The following is a 17,920-nucleotide window of genomic DNA, read 5'->3' as shown; positions in this document are numbered from 1 at the left end:
CCATTACCCAGGAAATTCCGTTGTAGATATGGGAAACTTGTTTTCACCTGAGGAAAACGACTGCCACCGCAGCAGCATTTCGCACTTTCTCAGTGCGAAATCTTTATTCTTGAACTGAAACCGTGCAGGACATTAAATGCCGACCGAAACCCAACCGCGCCTTCGCCTGGAGCAGTACCTGGGCTTGCAGATCAAGCGCCAGCGCCAGGCCCAGTCCCTCAAACTCGCCGATGTGGCGCGCATCGCCGGTATCAGCCAAGGGATGCTGAGCAAAATCGAGAACGCCCAGGTGTCCACCAGCCTCGATACCCTCAGCCGCCTGTGCGATGTGCTGGGTATGCCGATGGCGAAGCTGTTCAGCCAGTACGACCAACCTGACGGCAATGCACTGCTGGTGAAGGCCGGTGAAGGGCTGGAAGTGGTGCGCCGGGGCACGGAAAAGGGCCACACCTATCATTTGCTCAATCACGCCAGGGGCCCGAAGAAGCACTTCGAGGCCTACATGGTGAGCATGGATGACGCCAGCGAAGAGTTCCCGACCTTCGCCCACCCAGGCACGGAGTTTCTGCATTTGCTGGAGGGTGAACTGGTGTACCGCCACGGCAACCAGCTCTATCACATGCACGCGGGTGACAGCCTGACCTTCGATGGCGAAACCCCGCACGGGCCGGAGCAGCTCGTGCAGGTGCCCATCCGCCTGCTGTCGATCATGAACTACGGCGAAGAGTAAGGCGGCGCGGCGCGACAACGATCAATGTCGCGATCAGACAACCAGACGTCGCCCGCGACCGGCCTCGCAACCCTGTATACAAAAATAATACACGCATCAGCCAGCCCCGCGCCGTGGGCTGGCAGACGCGGTAATTGCGAGTAAACAGCCTCGCTTCACAATTCCAACGCTGTGGCGCCTTTTTGCACCGGGCAATTCGTCCGGGCTCATAACGATAAAACTCCCAGTTTTGAAGACCCGCGACGCGTCGGCCGGGAGTGCTTGCGCGCGCACATTGTGAAGAATTTGACTGCCATGATCGCTACCTCCCTCCCCGTAGCCGGTGCCTCCACCGGCCACCGCAACGCGCTGCTCGTTGCCCACATCGCCGCCGTCCTGTTCGGCCTGACCGGCATCTTGGGCCACTTGATCGAAGCCGACGCCAGCATCATCACCTTCGGCCGCGCCACCTTTGCCTTCATTGCCCTGGGCTTCGTCGCCGGGCTCAAGGGCACCCGCTTGCTCGACGCCCTGACCTTGCGCAACCTGCCAATCCTCGGCCTGACCGGCGCGCTGCTGGCTGCCCACTGGGTGACCTTCTTCATTGCCGTCAAGGTCGGTGGGGTGGCCGTGGCGACTCTGGGCTTTGCCAGCTTCCCCGCCTTTATCGCCATGATCGAGCGCGGTGTGTTCGGCCAACGCATTGGCGCCACCCAAGGTTTGTTATTGCTGATGGTGACGGCAGGCCTGGTGCTGGTCGTGCCCACCTTCGACCTGCTCGACAAAGGCACTGTCGGCCTGCTGTGGGGTTTGGGGTCTGGCCTTGCCTTCGCCTTGCTGACGGTCGCCAACCGCCGCCGCGCATCGAGCATGAACGCGATGCAGGTGGCGTTCTGGCAGAACGTGGTCGTGGCCGCGCTGGTGGCACCGTTCGCCTTCACCCACTTGGGCAGCACCAGCCTGGGTAGCCATGACTGGGTCAACCTGGCGCTGCTGGGCGTGTTCTGCACCGGGCTGTCGCAGTTCCTGTTCGTCAAGAGCCTGGAAGGCCTTGAAGCGCGTACCGCCGGCATGATCATCGCGCTGGAGCCGGTGTATGCGATTCTTGGGGCGTGGTGGTTGTTTGGCGAGCAACCGAGTGTGCGCATGGCGGCGGGGGCGGCGTTGATCGTGTTGGCTACGTTGCTGGCAGCGGCGCGCAAGGCGCCGGCGGAGCACGGTGATACCAGCCGCTGCGCGCACTAGCTCCTGCGACAGTAGCCTGCCCGCAGTTAAGACAGCCCCCCTTCCGGCAACAAACTGCGGTCAAACATGAACGGCCGCTCCCCCTGCGGCGTGTACTGAAACAACTGCTGCGGCCTACCCAGCTTAGGCTGGTTCTTCTCCCCGGTATCCCTCACCCACCCCAGCTCGCGCAAGCGCTCCAGGCGTTTGCGCAGCGAGGTGTTGTTCACTGATTGCCCCAGGCACGCCTGCACCGCCGCCAAGGCATCGAGCACGGTGAACTTCTCGGCCAGCAGGTACAGCGGCAAGCTGCTATACACAGTCTTCGCCGCCAGCCGTTCGCGGGCGCGCTCCACCAGTAAGTTGTGGTCGAAGGGCAAGAGCACCTTGCGCCCCAGCACGCTGTCCATATCGACAAACGCCAGCTGCTCACCTTCAACGGTCTGCCCAGGGGCGAGCAAGGCTAGGTAGTAAGTGCTCAGCGACCAGCCACGCGGGTCACGGAACGCATTGCCTTCGGTGCCCACCTGCTCCATGTAGCACGGCACCACCCGGGCCTTCTCCCGCAAAGCGCGGTCGGCCGCGCCTTCCAGGCTGGTGTCGGGGATACGGCCGTTGACGATCACACCCGGCAAGGCCCACTGGCCGGCGTGCGGTTCGCGCTCACGGCGGTGCAACAACACTTGCAGATGCTGGGCTTCAGGGGCCATGCGCAAGGCGACGATATCGACGCTGGCCAAGACTTCAGTGCTACTCAAGGGAACACTCCACGCTTCAGTAACTCAATAATCCACCAGAGCAGTTAAGTAGCACAAGGGGCTTTGTTTCATTAGCTAGCGCTTGACACACTTAATGCACCAGGTGGAATATATGACCATGCCAGCGAGGAGAGCACCATGAAGATCGCCAGTTTCGATGTCGACGCGCAAAACGGCTTCACCGCCAACGCCCCGCAGGAACTACCCGTGCCCGAGGGCGATGAAATCGCCGCCGACCTCAACGCCATGGCCCTGCGTGCAGACTTGCGCTTGGGCAGCAAGGACGCTCACCCGGCCAATGCAGCCTGGGTGGTTGCCGACCCGGCCCAGATGCTGCAATCCCTGCCGCTGGCCAATGCCGACCTGACCTGGGTCAGCCACTGCGTGCCAGGCACACCGGGCTTCGAACTGCTGCGTGGCCTGCCCGCCCCCATCGATTACGACTACTTGCTGTGAATTGCATAATGCACAATCTTGTCACCATCGACCGTATGGCCTATAGTAGATGGATCAAATCCTATCAGAACCTCAAATAATAATGCTGACAATCATCAACACTAGCTTTTTAAGCCCTCTCGCAGCACAAACGGGGGACAATAGGTGCCAACGACCTCCCCAAAGCTCCATACCGCTCCTCAGCGCCCGCATGCTTCCACACCTCCTCTCCACGAATACGCCCAGTAGCTATACATGAAGACCAAGCGATGACGAACTCTCAGTAGGGCAAACGAGCTATCGAGCACGTACGCCTGAAGTTCCGTGATTGCAATTGCGCCCGGAACGTGACGACGCGCAACTTCCCCTCTGTCTTCTGCGAATTTCAGTCTCGGATGGGAACCTTGTACGCGCGATGACCGATCCAGGCGCCTCCAGGCATTCTCGGACAGGGGTTTATCAAGCTCCGTGACTCATACGTGAACACCCGACCAGGCTTAGAAAACATTGATATGATTATTTCGTCTCCTGCCTACCTGACTGCATATGCACACCGCACGCTACCAGCCAGCTTTGTGAAGGCAGCGTATTCGCAGGCGGAGGATCTAAGGATCCCGGCATTTGAAACACCTATAAAATTGTTTGAATGCTATTGCGATGTGACTGGCGTACAGCTTAGCTACACATCCATATCTAGAAGAAAATTATTCACGAAGGTTTTACAGGGATTTGCCGGAGCCTTACATTCCAATAACTTCGTCGCAGGCACTCTTGAGACAAGAATGGCTTGGCTGGATAAAATCACAAAAGTGCTAACCCATCTTCGTGAGCGCATCCCGGCAATGCCTAGCCCCGAAGAAATTATTGCCGACATCTCGCAATGCACTTTGATTTGGAGTGAAATCTCCAAAAATGATTATGCGGACTTGGATCGAGCTGCCTTGCGCTACTGGTCAGGTTGGAAGATAACATCAGCAAAAGGAGCGACGGCTTTCCTCTCCCTAGGTAATGTGTGGCACGCTTTCGGCCCTGAATTTACAGAAGAGCTTTACCTAGCCTGGGAGAATTTCATCGCAAAAGGGGCTAACGCCACGAGCACAGAACTAAAACGCTTTCTCAGATTCCTTGTCGATTCAAAAGACGAGTGGACACCAGAGTCATTCAAAGACCCACTCAAAATCAAAAAAATATTTACTACCTGGATGAGGGTGTACTTCATCGAGGGCACTGCGGCCAAACGAAAAAACTTGATTGATCACTGGAACGCTTTTCTCAGCAATGTTGAACAAGCGTTTATTGCCCCTGGCTATTGGGCACGCCCCTTCACCCCACTCCCTCGCTTGCCATCTAGAAACGTACTTGGCGCGCCAGCCGGAAAAATCAAATCCAATAACGATGGCATTGAAGTCCAAGACCAACTTCTCACTGAAATCCCACTCCATGTAACGGATGACCAAGCTATAGAGCTCCTCTTCAAGGAGGTAGACGCGGATATTGCAACGGTCACCTCTTGGGCTGAAGCCGAAGCGAATGATCTTTACCGCAGAGCATGCCGGCGCAAAGAACTCGCTAAAGTAGGCAAACCCCATAGCCAAATATCCTCAGACGCACCCGATGAAAAGTCAAATTCCAACGACAGATCTTACATAGCTCCAACGCTCGAGAATCATTGCGCAACGTTTGAACAGTACGGCCTTATTCCAGATAAACACAATTTCGCGCGACAGTATGGCTCGATCAAAAACAAGGTCGAACTTGCGTTCGAAATGGGAATCCCTACCGTAGGCGCATTTTTTCCGCATCAGTGTTTATTAATAACTGAACATCCGAGGATCACACCCCTCTTTCTACATGGCCTAGATCTATACAACACGAAGGGGGATCTCAGCGGCTTCTTAGCCACCGACACCGGCTATCAATTGATCGGTTACAAAGACCGCAGAGGGGCAGCCCTAAGCGAAATGAAAATTGATCTCACAGAGCGTTCTACTAATTGGATCAAACAAGTGATCGAAATTACAGAGCCACTGCGCCGGTGGCTCCGTGAGCAGAATGACGACCGCTGGAGGAAGCTGTTCTTAACGTGCGGCGCATCGTTCACCAATCCTTCGCCATCATCTAAGAAGGCTTGGACGCCGATGGAACTGCGCAAGAAACCCTCCCTGACTGCACGCCTTATGCGGCAGTTCGAAGCGTGTACGCCTCTGCGAGACACCGCTCTCTTGAGCTTTATTGAGCGAGTGTCGCTGTCACGCCTGCGCGCGTCTTGCGGGGTATCTGTCTACCTAAAAACCCGTGATGTCCGTGAAATGGCGAAGGCACTCGGTCACGCGGAGTACGACCCACAACTACTGGCCCATTATCTTCCTCAGTCGCTCCTCGCTTTCTTTCAGTCACGATGGATTCGCATCTTCCAGCGAGGAGTGATTTGCCTAGCGATGAAGGACAGCCCTTTTCTTCTGGAAGCGACATCCTTTGGGGGTATGGCCGAGTTGCATATGTTCTTGCAGAACCATGCAATCAAAGAGATCCCATCTCACCTGGTAGACCCCGAAGGCAGAGACAGCGTCAAGCCCGTAAACCCCAATACTCCCAGCCAAGTTTATTTGGCTGTGGGCGTCGGGGTACTCACGACGCTCCTGTCTCTTGAGTCCGCAGTCAATCAAGCCACCGCGCCGACGGCAGTAAGTGGCAAGGCGAGGTACTGGGCTGATCTTACCAACCTCATGGTCGCAGAGATTGAGCGCGATAACGACGGATTGCTCCACGAGCACTTAGCGACCGCTCGCCAGCATTGCGACCCATCGCGCATGGAAAAGCTCATCTATGACGCCGCCTAACTTTCAGCGCCCTGACTATGCTCATGCTATCGGGATGCACTAAGGCCCGAGCTCAGGCCCAGATGAACCCTTATCGCAACAGGTGCAGCAGGTGTACCCGAAGCGCCAGGAGCACCTAAACACCACTAACGAAACACAGCCGCGCAAGAGCATCATGTCACATGAGCCTGCGCAAAAACTTGCCTAGCGCGACCAAAGCACCCCGATCGCGGCCTCCAACCATACACTCATGAGCGATGCAAACAATGCAACCCTACAGCCTCCCGCCGGAACTTGAGTTCCTTGAAAGTTACCTCAGTGATAGCGCGACGATTTACCGTAGCGCTCAGTGGCTGCTGAGTAGTTTTGAGGCGCCCGTTTGGGAGTACAACTTCGGGACAGCGAACAACCACTTCCTAGACTGGAATGTAATACTGGATGACGGCGAGAGTCTACTTCACCCTAAGCACAAGGATCTCCTGGAAGGATTGAAGCAGTACCTTGTCGTCTCAACACGGAATGCGTCAGACCAATTATCCGAAACGAATGCGATTGGAACACAATACCAGTCCTTCCTCCTTGCCAGCCACATTGTTGATCACCTGATTATGAATGCAGCCCATTTTCAGCTTGCAGATTGCGGGCTGGAGGGGCTTAGCACCAAAAATCTGACCGAAATTCTGAGGAAAATCGCGATCTCCTTTGATCTTGAAGGTTTTTTGGACTGGGAAGCGTTGGTGGGTGACCATTGCAAACACTTGATCAATGTGACGCCCCGCATGTTGCTTGAGGAGATTCTAACAAAATTCCCAGAACTGAAGGAAATCACACCAGAGCAGGAGGACGAGAATGGCCTCGGCATTACCCTAGAGGAGATTCCCTATGCACGTGCAGCTCTTTACGCTCACGAACTTTTCGAGCGACAGGCGAGCGGATGGCACATCAGGACACGTAAGCTCACGTCAATCGTATACAGCCATAGTTTGTTCGCGAAAAATGGCTATCGGCGCTCGATCAAATCCCTGTCCGTGCCTGTGGACGACACGAAGCAGTGGAGGGAGTTCCCTGCAGTACGACTGACGACCAACTCCCAAGAACACGTCCTGATTGATCGTTTTTTCAATTATCAGACAGCACTGTACCGACTTGGGGCTCTTCATGAGACAGGAGTGCCGGCTCCAGACATTCCGAATCTAAAGGGCATTTTGCTGTATGAGCCTGAGACAGCCAAAAGCGGCAGGTATCGCAGCCTTCCTAGCCCCGTGGTACTTGGCGCGGTTAAAGACTCCATAGAATTCCATCTGAAGCATGGCGAGCACCTAATTAGCAGCTTTTGCCTACTAGCGCTCCATAGCATGCACAAAAACAAGCCACCCGGGCAGTTTGATCACGATGAACTGCAGACAATCCTTCGTAAAGAAACGATTGCTGCAGGAGTGAAGCAAGTGACTATGGCATTGAAAAACACTGAACGAGTGAAGCTGGAATACTTTACGGACATGAGGAGCAACGCTTCGCTGATGGAGCTTGTCCGAGTCTACATCGGTGGCGTACAAATTGTCGTGGGTGCGTTAATGGCGCGGCGCTCAGGTGAAATGATCGATTTGCAAGCACTTACCTGCCTAGATTCAACTGAGCAATGGTTGCTGTTCCTCAACAGGAAGAGCACCACCCACACCCTTGGCATCCGTCACCCTCAAGCGCGGCCCATTGAGCCCATCGCCGTACAGATGATTAAAAATTTGATCAGGATGCAGAAAATCCTCAAGCGGATTGGTTATATCTCAGAAGAAACAAGTTTGTTTGCCAGCCCTTGCCTAGCTGGAACTCGGAAATTCTCGAAATGCACTAAAGGCTTGTTCAACAGGAACATGGATTTTTTCTGCGACTACTTTGAGATCACTACCAACAAGGACGGCCATCGTTACTATATCCGCCAACACCAACTCAGGCGTTTTTTTGCAATGCTTTTTTTCCATTCCAGCACCTTTGGCGGGCTGGAAACCCTGCAGTGGATGCTGGCGCACACCAACCGGCGTCATGTCTGGTATTATATCACTGAAAGCCAAAGCGGTGCGACGCTAATGGGGCCGAAAGCCCAGTTCGTGGCGGAATACCTCCACCATAAAGGCTCGAAGAGTTATGAACACCTGGCCAAATTATTGAAAGACCGTTATGGCACTGAAAATTTCGCACTGGTGGATATTGACGAACTGGAAGATGAAATCACAGAATTGATGAAGGAAGGCAAAGTGGCAATTGAGCCTGAATTTTTCGAAGACGAAAACGGCGAACAAATGCGTATCGTTGTGAAAATTTTTGAGGATGCGGCATGAGCAAAGTCAAGATCGCTTATGAAAAGAATGCGAAGTCGTTACAAGCCTTGCGGGACTTGCTGCATCTCGTTGTTCGCCAACCAGCGCGTTTTGCTGAGAATACAGAGCTACTCAAAGCCCTCAACAGTCAAGGGGGCGTTGCAAGCTTGGAATTAAGCTTTGAAGATGATGGCGAAACTAAGACTAAGGAGCGAATGAGCGTCAACACACTGAAGGCTCATTCGGAAAACGTCTTTGAACGTGGTTTTGAAGGGCTTGATGCGCTGCGCAAAGGCGCTTCAGATGCAATTCAAACCTTCAACGCCCGCAAGACCTCGTCCAATAAGCGCACAAAGATAGGGCTTGCTAAGCGTACCGAAGAACTCGAAGCGCAACTGGAACATCACCAGAAGATCAACATGGTGCTTTTGCAGGGCTTGTCCATAGCAATCTCAGAACTCCGCACAATTCGGCAGAGCGTCAAGCCCGCCGTCTTGGAGAAGCGAGCGAAGGACGCGGTAGAAACACTCTTGGCACTTCTCAGTATCAACCCACCTCCGTTTGACGGCCCCTCACCCAACCCGCTCCCGATGATTGAGGAAGGCGCGACTGAAACCCATGGCAAGGTGGCAGATATGGAGGACTACAGGAAATGAACATTCCTGACGTTATGTATTGTCTCAGGCGCTCTTGAACAAGGCAACACTCTGAAAGCAGTACATTCGAAAGCACGGCAACCATTAGTCAGGCAGTATCCGATATGAAAAACGCAAATACGCGACAACTCTACTCCCCCCTACCCGGCCTGAAGCTGTTCGGGGTAGGATCATTGGGCCGGGTAGAGACGAAGGATGCTGCCGGGTTACCTTTCATGACTTGGCCGAACGGGGCTCCTTGTTCAGTTGCGAACATTTACATGCTTTCCCTTCGTGACAGACCAGGGCGAGGACGCAGCCGCGGGTTGTCACGCAACGTGACCCATGGCGGAACAATTGGCTCCTATGCCGCGAAAATAAGCCCCCTTATTCGGTTTTGCTTTGCTCATAAGTTGGACTTCATCGAACTCAACGATCAGTTGTTCACGGCCATGATTCAAGAGCTACGCACGGAAAGCTCTGCGACCAACCCTGCAGTTCGCGCACGTACCGAGACATCCTTGCTGGGCATCGGGCGTGCCTGCATCGATTTCTTACAGTTTGTTGGTCGACTCTATGGCGAACCAGAATTCGTTTCTGCAGAAGGGAGCATACGGGTTCAAGAAAAGGAATTTCTGGTAGCGAACAGATCTGGGAAAAGCATCAAGCGGTTTTACCTGCATCACCACTCCTTGACCATGGCGGGACTTAGGCACCACACAAGGGATCCAATCACGGCACACGACGTGAAATTGCTACGAGCGGCAGTTAACAGCGTTGGCTCATCCAGGCATCTGCAGTTACGGAGGAATCTCATGTTGTCACTGTATGAGCATACGGGCGCCAGACGTGGCGAAATCGGAGACATCCGTGTGGAAGATATCAAAAATGCACTGGCCATGCAGAAGCCATTGCTTCGCCTTGATACGCTCAAGCTCGGAGATCCTGAGGACAGACAAATTCCCATCTCTCGAGCCGTGCTCACGGAAGCCAGTAAGTACATAAAAATGGCGCGCGCCAAAACGATGCGTCGCTACAAGGGTGGCCCGGATCATGGAATGCTTTTCGTGCAAGAGACTACGGGCAAACCGCTCAGCCATGCATCTCTCACGAGTGAAATTAGAGTACTTCGTTTAGAGGCCGGCATTGACCACCAGACCTGCGGGCACATGTTCCGCCACGCCTTCATCACAAATCTTTTTGTGCTGCTCATCAAGCGTCACAAGTTTAAGAATCAGGACGAATTTCGCAATGCACTGCTAAGCAGCGGGAAATTTATTGCTGAAGTGATGATGTGGACGGGCCACAAAGAGCCATCATCAGTCGAAGGCTACATTCATCTAGCGTTTGCGCGCTTGGATGGCTATGAAGAGACGGTCGCCTCCGTGCATATGATCCGCGTCAATAGGATCTACGACCGTGCTGAAGAAGAGCTTCTCGATGAACTGCAAAAGGGTCTCTCGACCTCGGAGTATGCCATGCGCCTCCAAGAGCTGAAGCGTCAGCGCCAAGAGGATTTGAAAGCGCAAAGCGATGAGCGGGAAGAGTCCCTTGAGGAGATGCGTAAAACGTATTTCGAAGAGGACTTGGCATGATCCACCCCCCACTGAATCGAGACTGTCAGGATACGACCGCAGAGGTTGATCAGGCAGTAAGAACCCTCCAGCCCTTCCAGATGATCAAAGCCCAAGATCACGTGACAGCAGAAGATCTTGCTCTGGCTCGCCAAGATGGCCATCGAACACCAGCTTTCGGAGCAGCGCTTGGTTAAAATCACCCCATAACAACGGCGCAACAGCCTCCCTCCTGCATCCCACCTCTTCTGCCCTGAGTGACGCTGAATAAAGAAGGCTTCCCAGGACAGAGAAAAGGTCGAACAGACTGGATCCAGCCTCCAGCTCAGGGCTTTTCCTGGCAATCTTCACCATGATCGGGGCGTGCAATTCACTTAGGCCCCGAGTGCCTATGGTCTCGTAGAAGAACTGAAAGATTTCCAAACGCGAGTAGTTCCGTGCGGCGAGGTGCCACAGCTTCTCGACTAATTGTATCGAGAGCTTGTCCCTTATCCCCGCTACGCTCACCAGTTCATAGATGGCATCAGGTACAAAACAGGAAAACCAGGGAGAGGCGTCAGCGCTTCCTGCGCCCTCAGACAGGTCATCCAGGTAGCCCACAAGGACATCTATGTAACGGTCAAAAAGCGTCTCAAATTGAGATTCGGATATGGGTTGATACATGTTTTCCTATTGCTTCCAATGGCCCGAGGCGAGACCTCGTACGATGCGAAACAGCCGTCAGACCTATGCACCTGTGGGAAGCCGACTGACGGCCCTTGCTCACAGGCACCCAGTATTCTCAATGTTCTTCGTCCCTGTCACGGAGAGGTGTTAGCACGACCATCTCATCGATCAGCTCGATACACAGAGAATCACGCAGACCAAGGTCGAAGCTGCGAGGATGTCCTTCGGGAGATCGATCATAACGTTCCTACTGCCGTCATCTGGATTCTGTCAGGCCGCAGTCGCGTGCAATCAATCACCCGTGAAAGCTTCTACTCGTCGATAGGGACACCCTGAACCGACGCGTGCATGACCGACAGCTTACTACAAGGCGCGGGTCACGCCCTCGTCATTACTCTCTCCACCACTTCTCAAGGTTCGACTCCAAGCGCCAGGCCTTGGCGAATCGCTGAAGCAATTCGACTCTTCGAGCCTCTAGCTCCTCAAGTGTCCACCGCGGGTAACTGCGCACTTCGTTGGTGAGCGTGAAGGCGCAGGTATCGCCAGATGTGAAATACTTGGTCTTCTTCTTGTCGAAGTCGTAGTTCTGCGCGGCAGAGTTTTTACGCGAGTTGAGCAGTACGAGATTCGCTAGGGTATGCACCCATGCCGTATGGTCATCGACATCGGAAAACCACTGCGCCCACTGTGATCCAGGTGCCATGGTTTGAGGGCATACGTGCTCAACAGAAATCACTGGATAGTCGTAATTCGCCGTGCCATCGGTGGAAGCTTGTTCCAGACGAAGCAAAAGCGGTTTAACTACCTTCGAGACCAAGTACACGTTGCCATCCAGTGCATCGAACAGCATCGAAGCCTCAGCCTGCTCAATCTCCAGCCCAGTGGAGCGCCCTCGATGGGTGTAGCGAGCTTTTGGATCGGTAGGCGGGTCGAGATCGTCTATCACGTCGACATAGCGCGACATGCGTGAGTTTACATCAGCGCGAGTAACGAAGAGGAAGTAGGCAAGCCTTTCGAGTTTAAATACAAGCTCTGGTACGTTGATTTTAACTCCGCCATTGCACTGGCGCAGGCAGAGCAGCAAGGGTGGTAACCAGTCCCTATTATCCAATCGCTCCAAGGATCGCACCAGGTCGGCACACTTGGCACCGAAGCGCTTGCGCAGCTCATGTTCATCCATCGCCAACATGAGGGCGTCAGCATAGGGCTCCAGCACCGAATCGATGAATTCGCTCGGGTTGTCACGAAACACGGGAACATGCATGGCAAAGCCGCTTTCAAGCGCAGAGCGAGGCTTGTCACGCTCATGGATCATGCGGATTTGAGTGAACAACGCACTGAACCTGTCGCGACCCAGTGCTGTTTCTACCTCTTCCCAGCGCTGGGATAGGTACGACTCTTTTTCCACACCTGCTCTCTCCAGCAGATCGGCTTTGAGTATGTCAGTGGCTGAGAGATCGAGACCTCGTGCATTCAAAACCGTGAAAATACGTCGGGCAGCTGTATCAGAGGGTACCTCAACAACCACGAGATAGCAGCTTTGCAGCAGGAAGCGCAGCAGCTCATCGCGTGCTTCCTCACCCATCGCGATTAACCTGTCGCGAATGAGCTTGGCGTTCTCAACGATTCGTGCCTTGGAGTCTGTCAGGCTATCCAGCGACGGCAGTTGATCAGTCGCGCCACGCTTCTGAATGTGCTTTTCAAAGAAGCCTTGATCCTTAGGCCGCAGCTGCAGACGCAGCGCCTCCGGAATGCAGCAGGTTATTACTCACACACCGAGACTGCCCGCTGCTTCGTCCTGGCCATTGGTCATCCGAAAGTCCGTTGCTTACATCTAGAGGGATACCCTCCCCTTTGCCTGGACAGCGAAACTCACTCAAGGCTTTTGACACACGCTTCAAGAAGACCTCATGAATAAATTGATCCTACCCGCCGCCATCTTCGTTAGCGTGATCATCGCTGGGAGGGTATCAGAGCATTTCGGGTTAGACGGGAGCTGGAAAATCGGTTTGCTCTGCTTAGTGGCAGCTGTTGTGCAGATAGCAATTACTCGTGTTCAGCTATCACGCGAGAAAAAGCACTCGGCTTAGGTGCCAATTCAATAATGGCGGCTGTAGAGGTATGGCGAGGATCATAGAGTCCTCAGGGAAAACGGACTGCTCAGCCTGAAGCCATCACATATGGGAGACTATTCCTTCACTCAATTTTCAGAGAGCTTGAGATACCCTGAAGCTATCCCTACGTGTGACAGACCTTGCCCGCCTTGCAGCGGGCTTCTTTTGCCCCCAATTCTTCATCGGTTCGGAGCATTCGTCACTTAGACTGCCCGCTTATGAAATTGATGCCAGTTAGTGGCAGCGCTCGCCAACGTCAAGTATCTATGAGTTCGTCGGCAATCACCGCCAGTCGGCTCCCGACCTTTTCCTTCAGAGCCTCAATGAACCGGGTAATCTTGGCGTCGATGAACTGCCGCGATGAGTACACCGCATACACATTCCGTTCCTCAGTGAAATAATCGGGAAGCACACGTACCAGTTTCCCCGCGCGTAAATCGTCGATGGCTGCGAAGCCCGCGAGCAAGCCAATACCCGCACCGCTTCTGACCGCCACAGACATAGCCTCCATGTCATTCACACTGAAGCCTGGCCCGCTGGGGATGAACGTTGCATCGCCCATTCGACTCTTGAGCTGCCACTCATCTCGGGCGTAATCGACGGTACCTAGCAACAGGCATCGATGATCAACCAGATCCGCAGGTGTCTCGGGTGCTCCATGGTTCGCTAGGTAATCTGGCGATGCCACCAACACGCAGTGGCTGACTCCAATTTTCTGGCTCACATAGCTTGAGTCTGGCAGCACCCTGGCGATCTGAATCGATACCTCCAACTGGTCTTCCAGCAGATTCGGCATACGCTGCGAGAGGATCAAGTCGACCGTTACGTCACCAAACGCCTTGCGGTACTCCAGTGCGGCCTCAGTAACAAGGTGTCGAGCAAGGCCAGGCACACAATGGACGCGGAGAGTGCCTCGTGGTTGGAGCAATGCATTGCTCGCTTCTGCTTCAGCGTTTTCCAGGTCGGCCAGGATAACGGTGCAGCGCTCATAGAATCGTCTGCCCGCATCTGTGACCGACAAGCGCCGGGTCGAGCGCTGCAGCAATCGTGTATCGAGCATCTGTTCGAGCGCTGACACCGCCCGCGACACATTCCCCACCGTGGAGTCGAGGTGATTGGCCACTGCCGTAAAGCTACCCATCTCAACGACCTTCACGAACACCGACATATTTGAAAACTTGTCCATGCCCTCTTCCCCTATGCCGGTTAATTCACGTGTCACTGTGTGCAAATCGGTGTCCTTTTGAAAGCGATTTTACCTTTTTGCACAACAATCATTCCCTTCAGCTGGGCTAAATCCATCCCGGCGACCTCCATAGACTCAATTCCACGGGCCGGCGCGAGCCACCGTCTACCAAGTCCTGGGTAGCTTCGCAGTGCAGGTCAACCAGAGAGCCCTATGAAGGTCACAGCCATGAACACACCCTATGACTCGCTCTATCTTTTTATTGGCGGCAAATGGATCGACGCAGACGGCCGTAAAACTGCGACCGTCAGAAACCCCGCAACTGAAGAAATCATCGGTCAGGTGCCGCTGGCCACTGGTGACGAGCTCAATCTGGCCCTTGAGGTGGCACAGCGAGGGTTTGAGCAATGGCGCAAAACGGTTCCAGCTGAGCGTGCCCGGGTTCTCAAACGCGCTGCCGACTTGATCCTGGAACGTGCGGCACACATTGCTGCCCAGATGACGCTGGAAGAAGGCAAGCCCATTGGCGAGGCCATGGATGAGGTCACCCGGGCGGCAGAGTATTTCGAATGGTTCGCTGAAAGTGCGCGTCGAATCGATGGCCGTGTGGTACCAGCCAACCGCCCCGGTGTGCTGCAACTGGTCAAGCGCCAGCCTATAGGCCCCGTTGCTGCTTTCACCCCCTGGAACTTCCCGGCCATCACGCCGGCGCGCAAATTGTCTGCCGCGCTTGCCGCCGGTTGCAGCGTCATTCTCAAACCTGGTGAGGAAAGCCCCTCCACTGCCCTCGCCCTTGCTCGTGCCTTGGATGATGCTGGGTTGCCAAAAGGTGTGCTGCAGGTCGTGTTTGGTGTGCCTGATGAGGTCTCGAGTCAGTTGATCGCTTCCCCGATTATTCGCAAAGTGACCTTCACGGGCTCTGTGCCCATTGGCCGTCTGTTGTCGAGTCGCGCAGCCGAAGGCGTGAAGCCGATCACGCTCGAGCTGGGCGGCCATGGCCCAGTGCTGGTGTTCGACGATGCCCACGTGGAGCGAGCCGCGGTGGAAGGCGTCGCCAACCGCTTCCGCGGTACTGGCCAGGTCTGCATTTCTTCAACCCGTTTCCTGGTTCAACGGGGTGTCTACGAGCAATTCGTCGACCACTTCGTGGCTGCTACTAAAGCACTGAGGGTTGGAAACGGCATGCACCCCCATACGCAGGTCGGGCCACTCGCCAATCTGCGACAACTGAACAAGATGGAGGAACTGGTGGCTGATGCCGTGGCCAAGGGGGCTCATGTATTGACCGGCGGTGAGGCGTTACCTGGCCCGGGCTTCTTCTTCGCGCCAACGGTGTTGGCCGAGGTGCCGATGGATGCCCGCATCATGCATGAAGAGCCGTTCGGCCCCATCGCTATCGTGATGCCATTCGATGGCCTGGCTGATGGATTGGCCGAAGCTAACCGCTTGCCCTATGGCCTGTCGGCCTATGCCTTCACCACCAATGCACGGACGGCCATCGATGTTGCCGATGGTTTGGAGGCCGGCATGATCGGAATCAATCAATACCGCATCGTCGCCACAGAGCTTCCCTTCGGCGGCATCAAGGAGAGCGGTCACGGCTCGGAAGGCGGCATCGAAGGTATCGAGCACTATCTCACCAACAAATTCATCAGCCAAGTTTGAGGAGCCGTCCCATGACAGGTCTCAACTTTACAAGCCCTCGTGAGGCGGCCAGAGCTTTTACGCCGAAACTTTCGGCGTTCATTGACTCAACGCTTTACCCGGAGGTTTGGGGCGACACCTCGCTGTCACCACGTGACCGCAGTCTCATTACCATCGCGGCACTGGTTGCTGGCGGTCATTCCGATGAGTTGCCGGCGCATCTGCGACGGGGTGTTGCCAACGGCATAACGCGTGAAGAGCTTGCCGGAGCCATTACCCACCTCTCCTTCTATGCAGGACTTCCTGCAGCGATCACGGCATCTGCCATCGCCCATTCCACGCTCGTTGACTCGGAGCCTTTGAACCCATGAAAGCGATCACCTTTGAAACCTTTGGCGGCCCTGAAGTGCTCCAAGTGAGTGAGGTACCCGTGCCGGAAGTCCGCCCCGCCGACCTGCTGGTTCGCGTGCATGCTGCCGGCGTGAATCGAGCTGATTTAACCCATCGTACCGGTGGATATGGACGTCCCAATTTCGGTGACTCGCTGATCATCGGCCTGGAAATTTCTGGTGAGGTGATCGAGATAGGCAGTGAGGTATCAGGCTATCAAGTCGGCGAACGCGTGATGGGGGTTGTGGGGGGCGGCGCCTATGCCGAAATCGCGCGTATCGATTACCGCATGGCAATGCCGATCCCTGCTGCACTCGACTACGTGCATGCTGCAGCGATCCCGGAAGTCTTTGTGACCGCTCACGAAGCGATGATCCACTTAGCGAAACTGAAACAAGGCGAGTCGGTACTCATCCATGCTGCAGCTGGTGGCGTTGGCTCAGCAGCCGTGCAGCTTGCTTATGCCACAGGCGCCAAGGTCTTTGCCACCGCCGAGGGCAGCAAGATGTCCCGCGTCGAGAACTTGGGAGCCGACTTCGCCATCGATTACAAAACGCAGGACTTTGCCCAGGTCGTCGCAAAGCACACCGATGGCCAAGGTGTGGATGTCATCATCGATTTTGTAGGTGAGCCCTACTTCACGAGGAACATCAAGTCGCTCGCCAAGGGTGGCCGCCTGGTACAGGTCGGTATTCTGGGTGGAGGTGGTGAAGTGAACCTCAAGTTGGAAGACGTTCTATACCGCCACCTGCAGATCATCGGCACAGTGATGAAGTCGCGCACACAGTCTGAAAAACATGCGATGGTCAGACGCTTCCGCGAACACTGGCTTGATCGTTTTGAGGGAGGAGGCAGTCTCGAGCCCGTGGTTGATAGCACCTTCCCATTGGCGAAAGCCGCGGATGCTCACCGTAAAATGGAAGCCTCACTCAATGTCGGCAAGATCATTCTGACGATGCCACCGGCACCTGATTCAATTTCATTCACTCAATTTTGACGGAGCATGGGAGATTCTGAAGCCATCCCTACGTATATTGACCTTGCCCGCCTAGCTGCGGGCTTTTCCCCATCGGTTCGGGGCCTTTCAACGGTTGAGCCATCTGCGTCCCGGCCAAGACGGTCGTGTAATACACCAGCCGTATTCTCGCTTTGGACGACAGTTCCCACTCGACAGGTGAGTGACAGTTGCCCATCGATTAAGACCGCTCGGGGAGGCGTAAACGGCCTTTAACGCCCCTTCGACCACACCGCTCGGTGGGGTCATGGCGCGCATCGAGACAGACATGGCCTAGTTCGAAACTACCATCTTGGCCCTATGGGGCTAGTCCAAGCGTAGCTACAGTGGGCCCCAACGAAGACAAATCCACTGTGAGTAGCTACCCATGAACAACCGCCTCGATTACTTCAAGCTGTCTCCCCAAGCGTCCAACAAACTGGTGGAGCTCACCCTG

The 17,920-nt window shown here is 54.9% G+C and carries 13 protein-coding genes and 1 pseudogene; 10 read left to right on the top strand and 4 right to left on the bottom strand.

Features of this window, described 5'->3' with window-relative positions; translation table 11 throughout:
• Window positions 1-136: 136 nt before the first annotated feature.
• The gene (locus GIB19_RS24930; RefSeq protein ID WP_027595361.1) at window positions 137-730 is read left to right on the top strand and encodes a helix-turn-helix domain-containing protein; all 594 of its coding nucleotides are present in this window, start codon (window positions 137-139) and stop codon (window positions 728-730) included.
• A gap of 294 nt (window positions 731-1,024) precedes the next feature.
• Window positions 1,025-1,954, top strand: a complete 930-nt coding sequence (locus GIB19_RS24925) for a DMT family transporter (protein ID WP_274888414.1) — start codon at window positions 1,025-1,027, stop codon at window positions 1,952-1,954.
• 26 nt (window positions 1,955-1,980) lie between these two features.
• On the opposite strand, the gene GIB19_RS24920 is transcribed toward GIB19_RS24925, so the two are convergent.
• On the bottom strand, window positions 1,981-2,691 hold the full coding sequence (locus GIB19_RS24920) for an NUDIX hydrolase (RefSeq protein ID WP_274888413.1): 711 nt from the start codon (window positions 2,689-2,691) through the stop codon (window positions 1,981-1,983).
• Between the two features lie 138 nt (window positions 2,692-2,829).
• On the opposite strand from GIB19_RS24920, the pseudogene GIB19_RS24915 reads away from it, so the two are divergent.
• From GIB19_RS24915 to GIB19_RS24895, 5 genes and pseudogenes are all read left to right on the top strand, one after another.
• Window positions 2,830-3,144 (top strand): annotated as a pseudogene (locus tag GIB19_RS24915) (nicotinamidase); the annotation flags it as partial.
• Between the two features lie 461 nt (window positions 3,145-3,605).
• A complete protein-coding gene (locus tag GIB19_RS24910; protein WP_274888412.1) occupies window positions 3,606-5,966 on the top strand; it encodes a hypothetical protein in 2,361 nt (786 codons plus the stop codon).
• Between the two features lie 245 nt (window positions 5,967-6,211).
• Window positions 6,212-8,281 (top strand): integrase, encoded by a 2,070-nt coding sequence (locus tag GIB19_RS24905; RefSeq protein WP_274888411.1) that lies wholly within the window; start codon window positions 6,212-6,214, stop codon window positions 8,279-8,281.
• The gene (locus tag GIB19_RS24900; protein WP_274888410.1) at window positions 8,278-8,916 is read left to right on the top strand and encodes a hypothetical protein; all 639 of its coding nucleotides are present in this window, start codon (window positions 8,278-8,280) and stop codon (window positions 8,914-8,916) included. The genes GIB19_RS24905 and GIB19_RS24900 overlap by 4 nt, the downstream gene beginning before the upstream one ends.
• Before the next feature lie 104 nt (window positions 8,917-9,020).
• Window positions 9,021-10,490, top strand: a complete 1,470-nt coding sequence (locus tag GIB19_RS24895; protein ID WP_274888408.1) for a tyrosine-type recombinase/integrase — start codon at window positions 9,021-9,023, stop codon at window positions 10,488-10,490.
• A gap of 84 nt (window positions 10,491-10,574) precedes the next feature.
• On the opposite strand, the gene GIB19_RS24890 is transcribed toward GIB19_RS24895, so the two are convergent.
• The 3 genes from GIB19_RS24890 to GIB19_RS24880 all read right to left on the bottom strand — a co-directional run bounded on the left by GIB19_RS24890 (window position 10,575) and on the right by GIB19_RS24880 (window position 14,435).
• Window positions 10,575-11,132, bottom strand: a complete 558-nt coding sequence (locus GIB19_RS24890; protein WP_274888407.1) for a hypothetical protein — start codon at window positions 11,130-11,132, stop codon at window positions 10,575-10,577.
• 394 nt (window positions 11,133-11,526) lie between these two features.
• Window positions 11,527-12,870: an HNH endonuclease family protein gene (locus GIB19_RS24885; RefSeq protein WP_342456468.1), complete on the bottom strand. Its 1,344-nt coding sequence runs from the start codon at window positions 12,868-12,870 to the stop codon at window positions 11,527-11,529.
• A gap of 635 nt (window positions 12,871-13,505) precedes the next feature.
• Window positions 13,506-14,435 (bottom strand): LysR family transcriptional regulator, encoded by a 930-nt coding sequence (locus GIB19_RS24880; RefSeq protein ID WP_274888405.1) that lies wholly within the window; start codon window positions 14,433-14,435, stop codon window positions 13,506-13,508.
• A 228-nt stretch (window positions 14,436-14,663) separates the two neighbouring features.
• Between GIB19_RS24880 and GIB19_RS24875 the strand changes: the two genes are divergently transcribed.
• Genes GIB19_RS24875 through GIB19_RS24865 form a run of 3 tightly spaced genes read left to right on the top strand, consistent with a single transcriptional unit; the run spans window position 14,664 to window position 17,466 of the window.
• Window positions 14,664-16,100 (top strand): NAD-dependent succinate-semialdehyde dehydrogenase, encoded by a 1,437-nt coding sequence (locus GIB19_RS24875; RefSeq protein ID WP_274888404.1) that lies wholly within the window; start codon window positions 14,664-14,666, stop codon window positions 16,098-16,100.
• An 11-nt stretch (window positions 16,101-16,111) separates the two neighbouring features.
• Window positions 16,112-16,450: a carboxymuconolactone decarboxylase family protein gene (locus GIB19_RS24870; protein WP_221100625.1), complete on the top strand. Its 339-nt coding sequence runs from the start codon at window positions 16,112-16,114 to the stop codon at window positions 16,448-16,450.
• Complete coding sequence (locus GIB19_RS24865; RefSeq protein WP_274888403.1) at window positions 16,447-17,466, top strand: NAD(P)H-quinone oxidoreductase; 1,020 nt, start codon at window positions 16,447-16,449, stop codon at window positions 17,464-17,466. The genes GIB19_RS24870 and GIB19_RS24865 overlap by 4 nt, the downstream gene beginning before the upstream one ends.
• The last annotated feature ends 454 nt before the right edge of the window (window positions 17,467-17,920 follow it).

It is taken from the genome of Pseudomonas sp. ITEM 17296 (assembly GCF_028895205.1).
Lineage (GTDB): Bacteria > Pseudomonadota > Gammaproteobacteria > Pseudomonadales > Pseudomonadaceae > Aquipseudomonas > Aquipseudomonas kermanshahensis.
The sequence above is the reverse complement of the archived record's forward strand: the minus strand, read 5'-3'. Positions and strand labels throughout refer to the sequence as shown.

Excerpts from the sequence above, each read along its gene's own strand:
- GIB19_RS24930 (WP_027595361.1), top strand. The coding sequence starts at position 137 with ATGCCGACCGAAACCCAACCGCGCCTTCGCCTGGAGCAGTACCTGGGC.
- GIB19_RS24925 (WP_274888414.1), top strand. The coding sequence starts at position 1,025 with ATGATCGCTACCTCCCTCCCCGTAGCCGGTGCCTCCACCGGCCACCGC.
- GIB19_RS24880 (WP_274888405.1), bottom strand. The coding sequence starts at position 14,435 with ATGGACAAGTTTTCAAATATGTCGGTGTTCGTGAAGGTCGTTGAGATG.
- GIB19_RS24895 (WP_274888408.1), top strand. The coding sequence starts at position 9,021 with ATGAAAAACGCAAATACGCGACAACTCTACTCCCCCCTACCCGGCCTG.
- GIB19_RS24865 (WP_274888403.1), top strand. The coding sequence starts at position 16,447 with ATGAAAGCGATCACCTTTGAAACCTTTGGCGGCCCTGAAGTGCTCCAA.
- GIB19_RS24870 (WP_221100625.1), top strand. The coding sequence starts at position 16,112 with ATGACAGGTCTCAACTTTACAAGCCCTCGTGAGGCGGCCAGAGCTTTT.
- GIB19_RS24905 (WP_274888411.1), top strand. The coding sequence starts at position 6,212 with ATGCAACCCTACAGCCTCCCGCCGGAACTTGAGTTCCTTGAAAGTTAC.
- GIB19_RS24900 (WP_274888410.1), top strand. The coding sequence starts at position 8,278 with ATGAGCAAAGTCAAGATCGCTTATGAAAAGAATGCGAAGTCGTTACAA.
- GIB19_RS24890 (WP_274888407.1), bottom strand. The coding sequence starts at position 11,132 with ATGTATCAACCCATATCCGAATCTCAATTTGAGACGCTTTTTGACCGT.
- GIB19_RS24875 (WP_274888404.1), top strand. The coding sequence starts at position 14,664 with ATGAACACACCCTATGACTCGCTCTATCTTTTTATTGGCGGCAAATGG.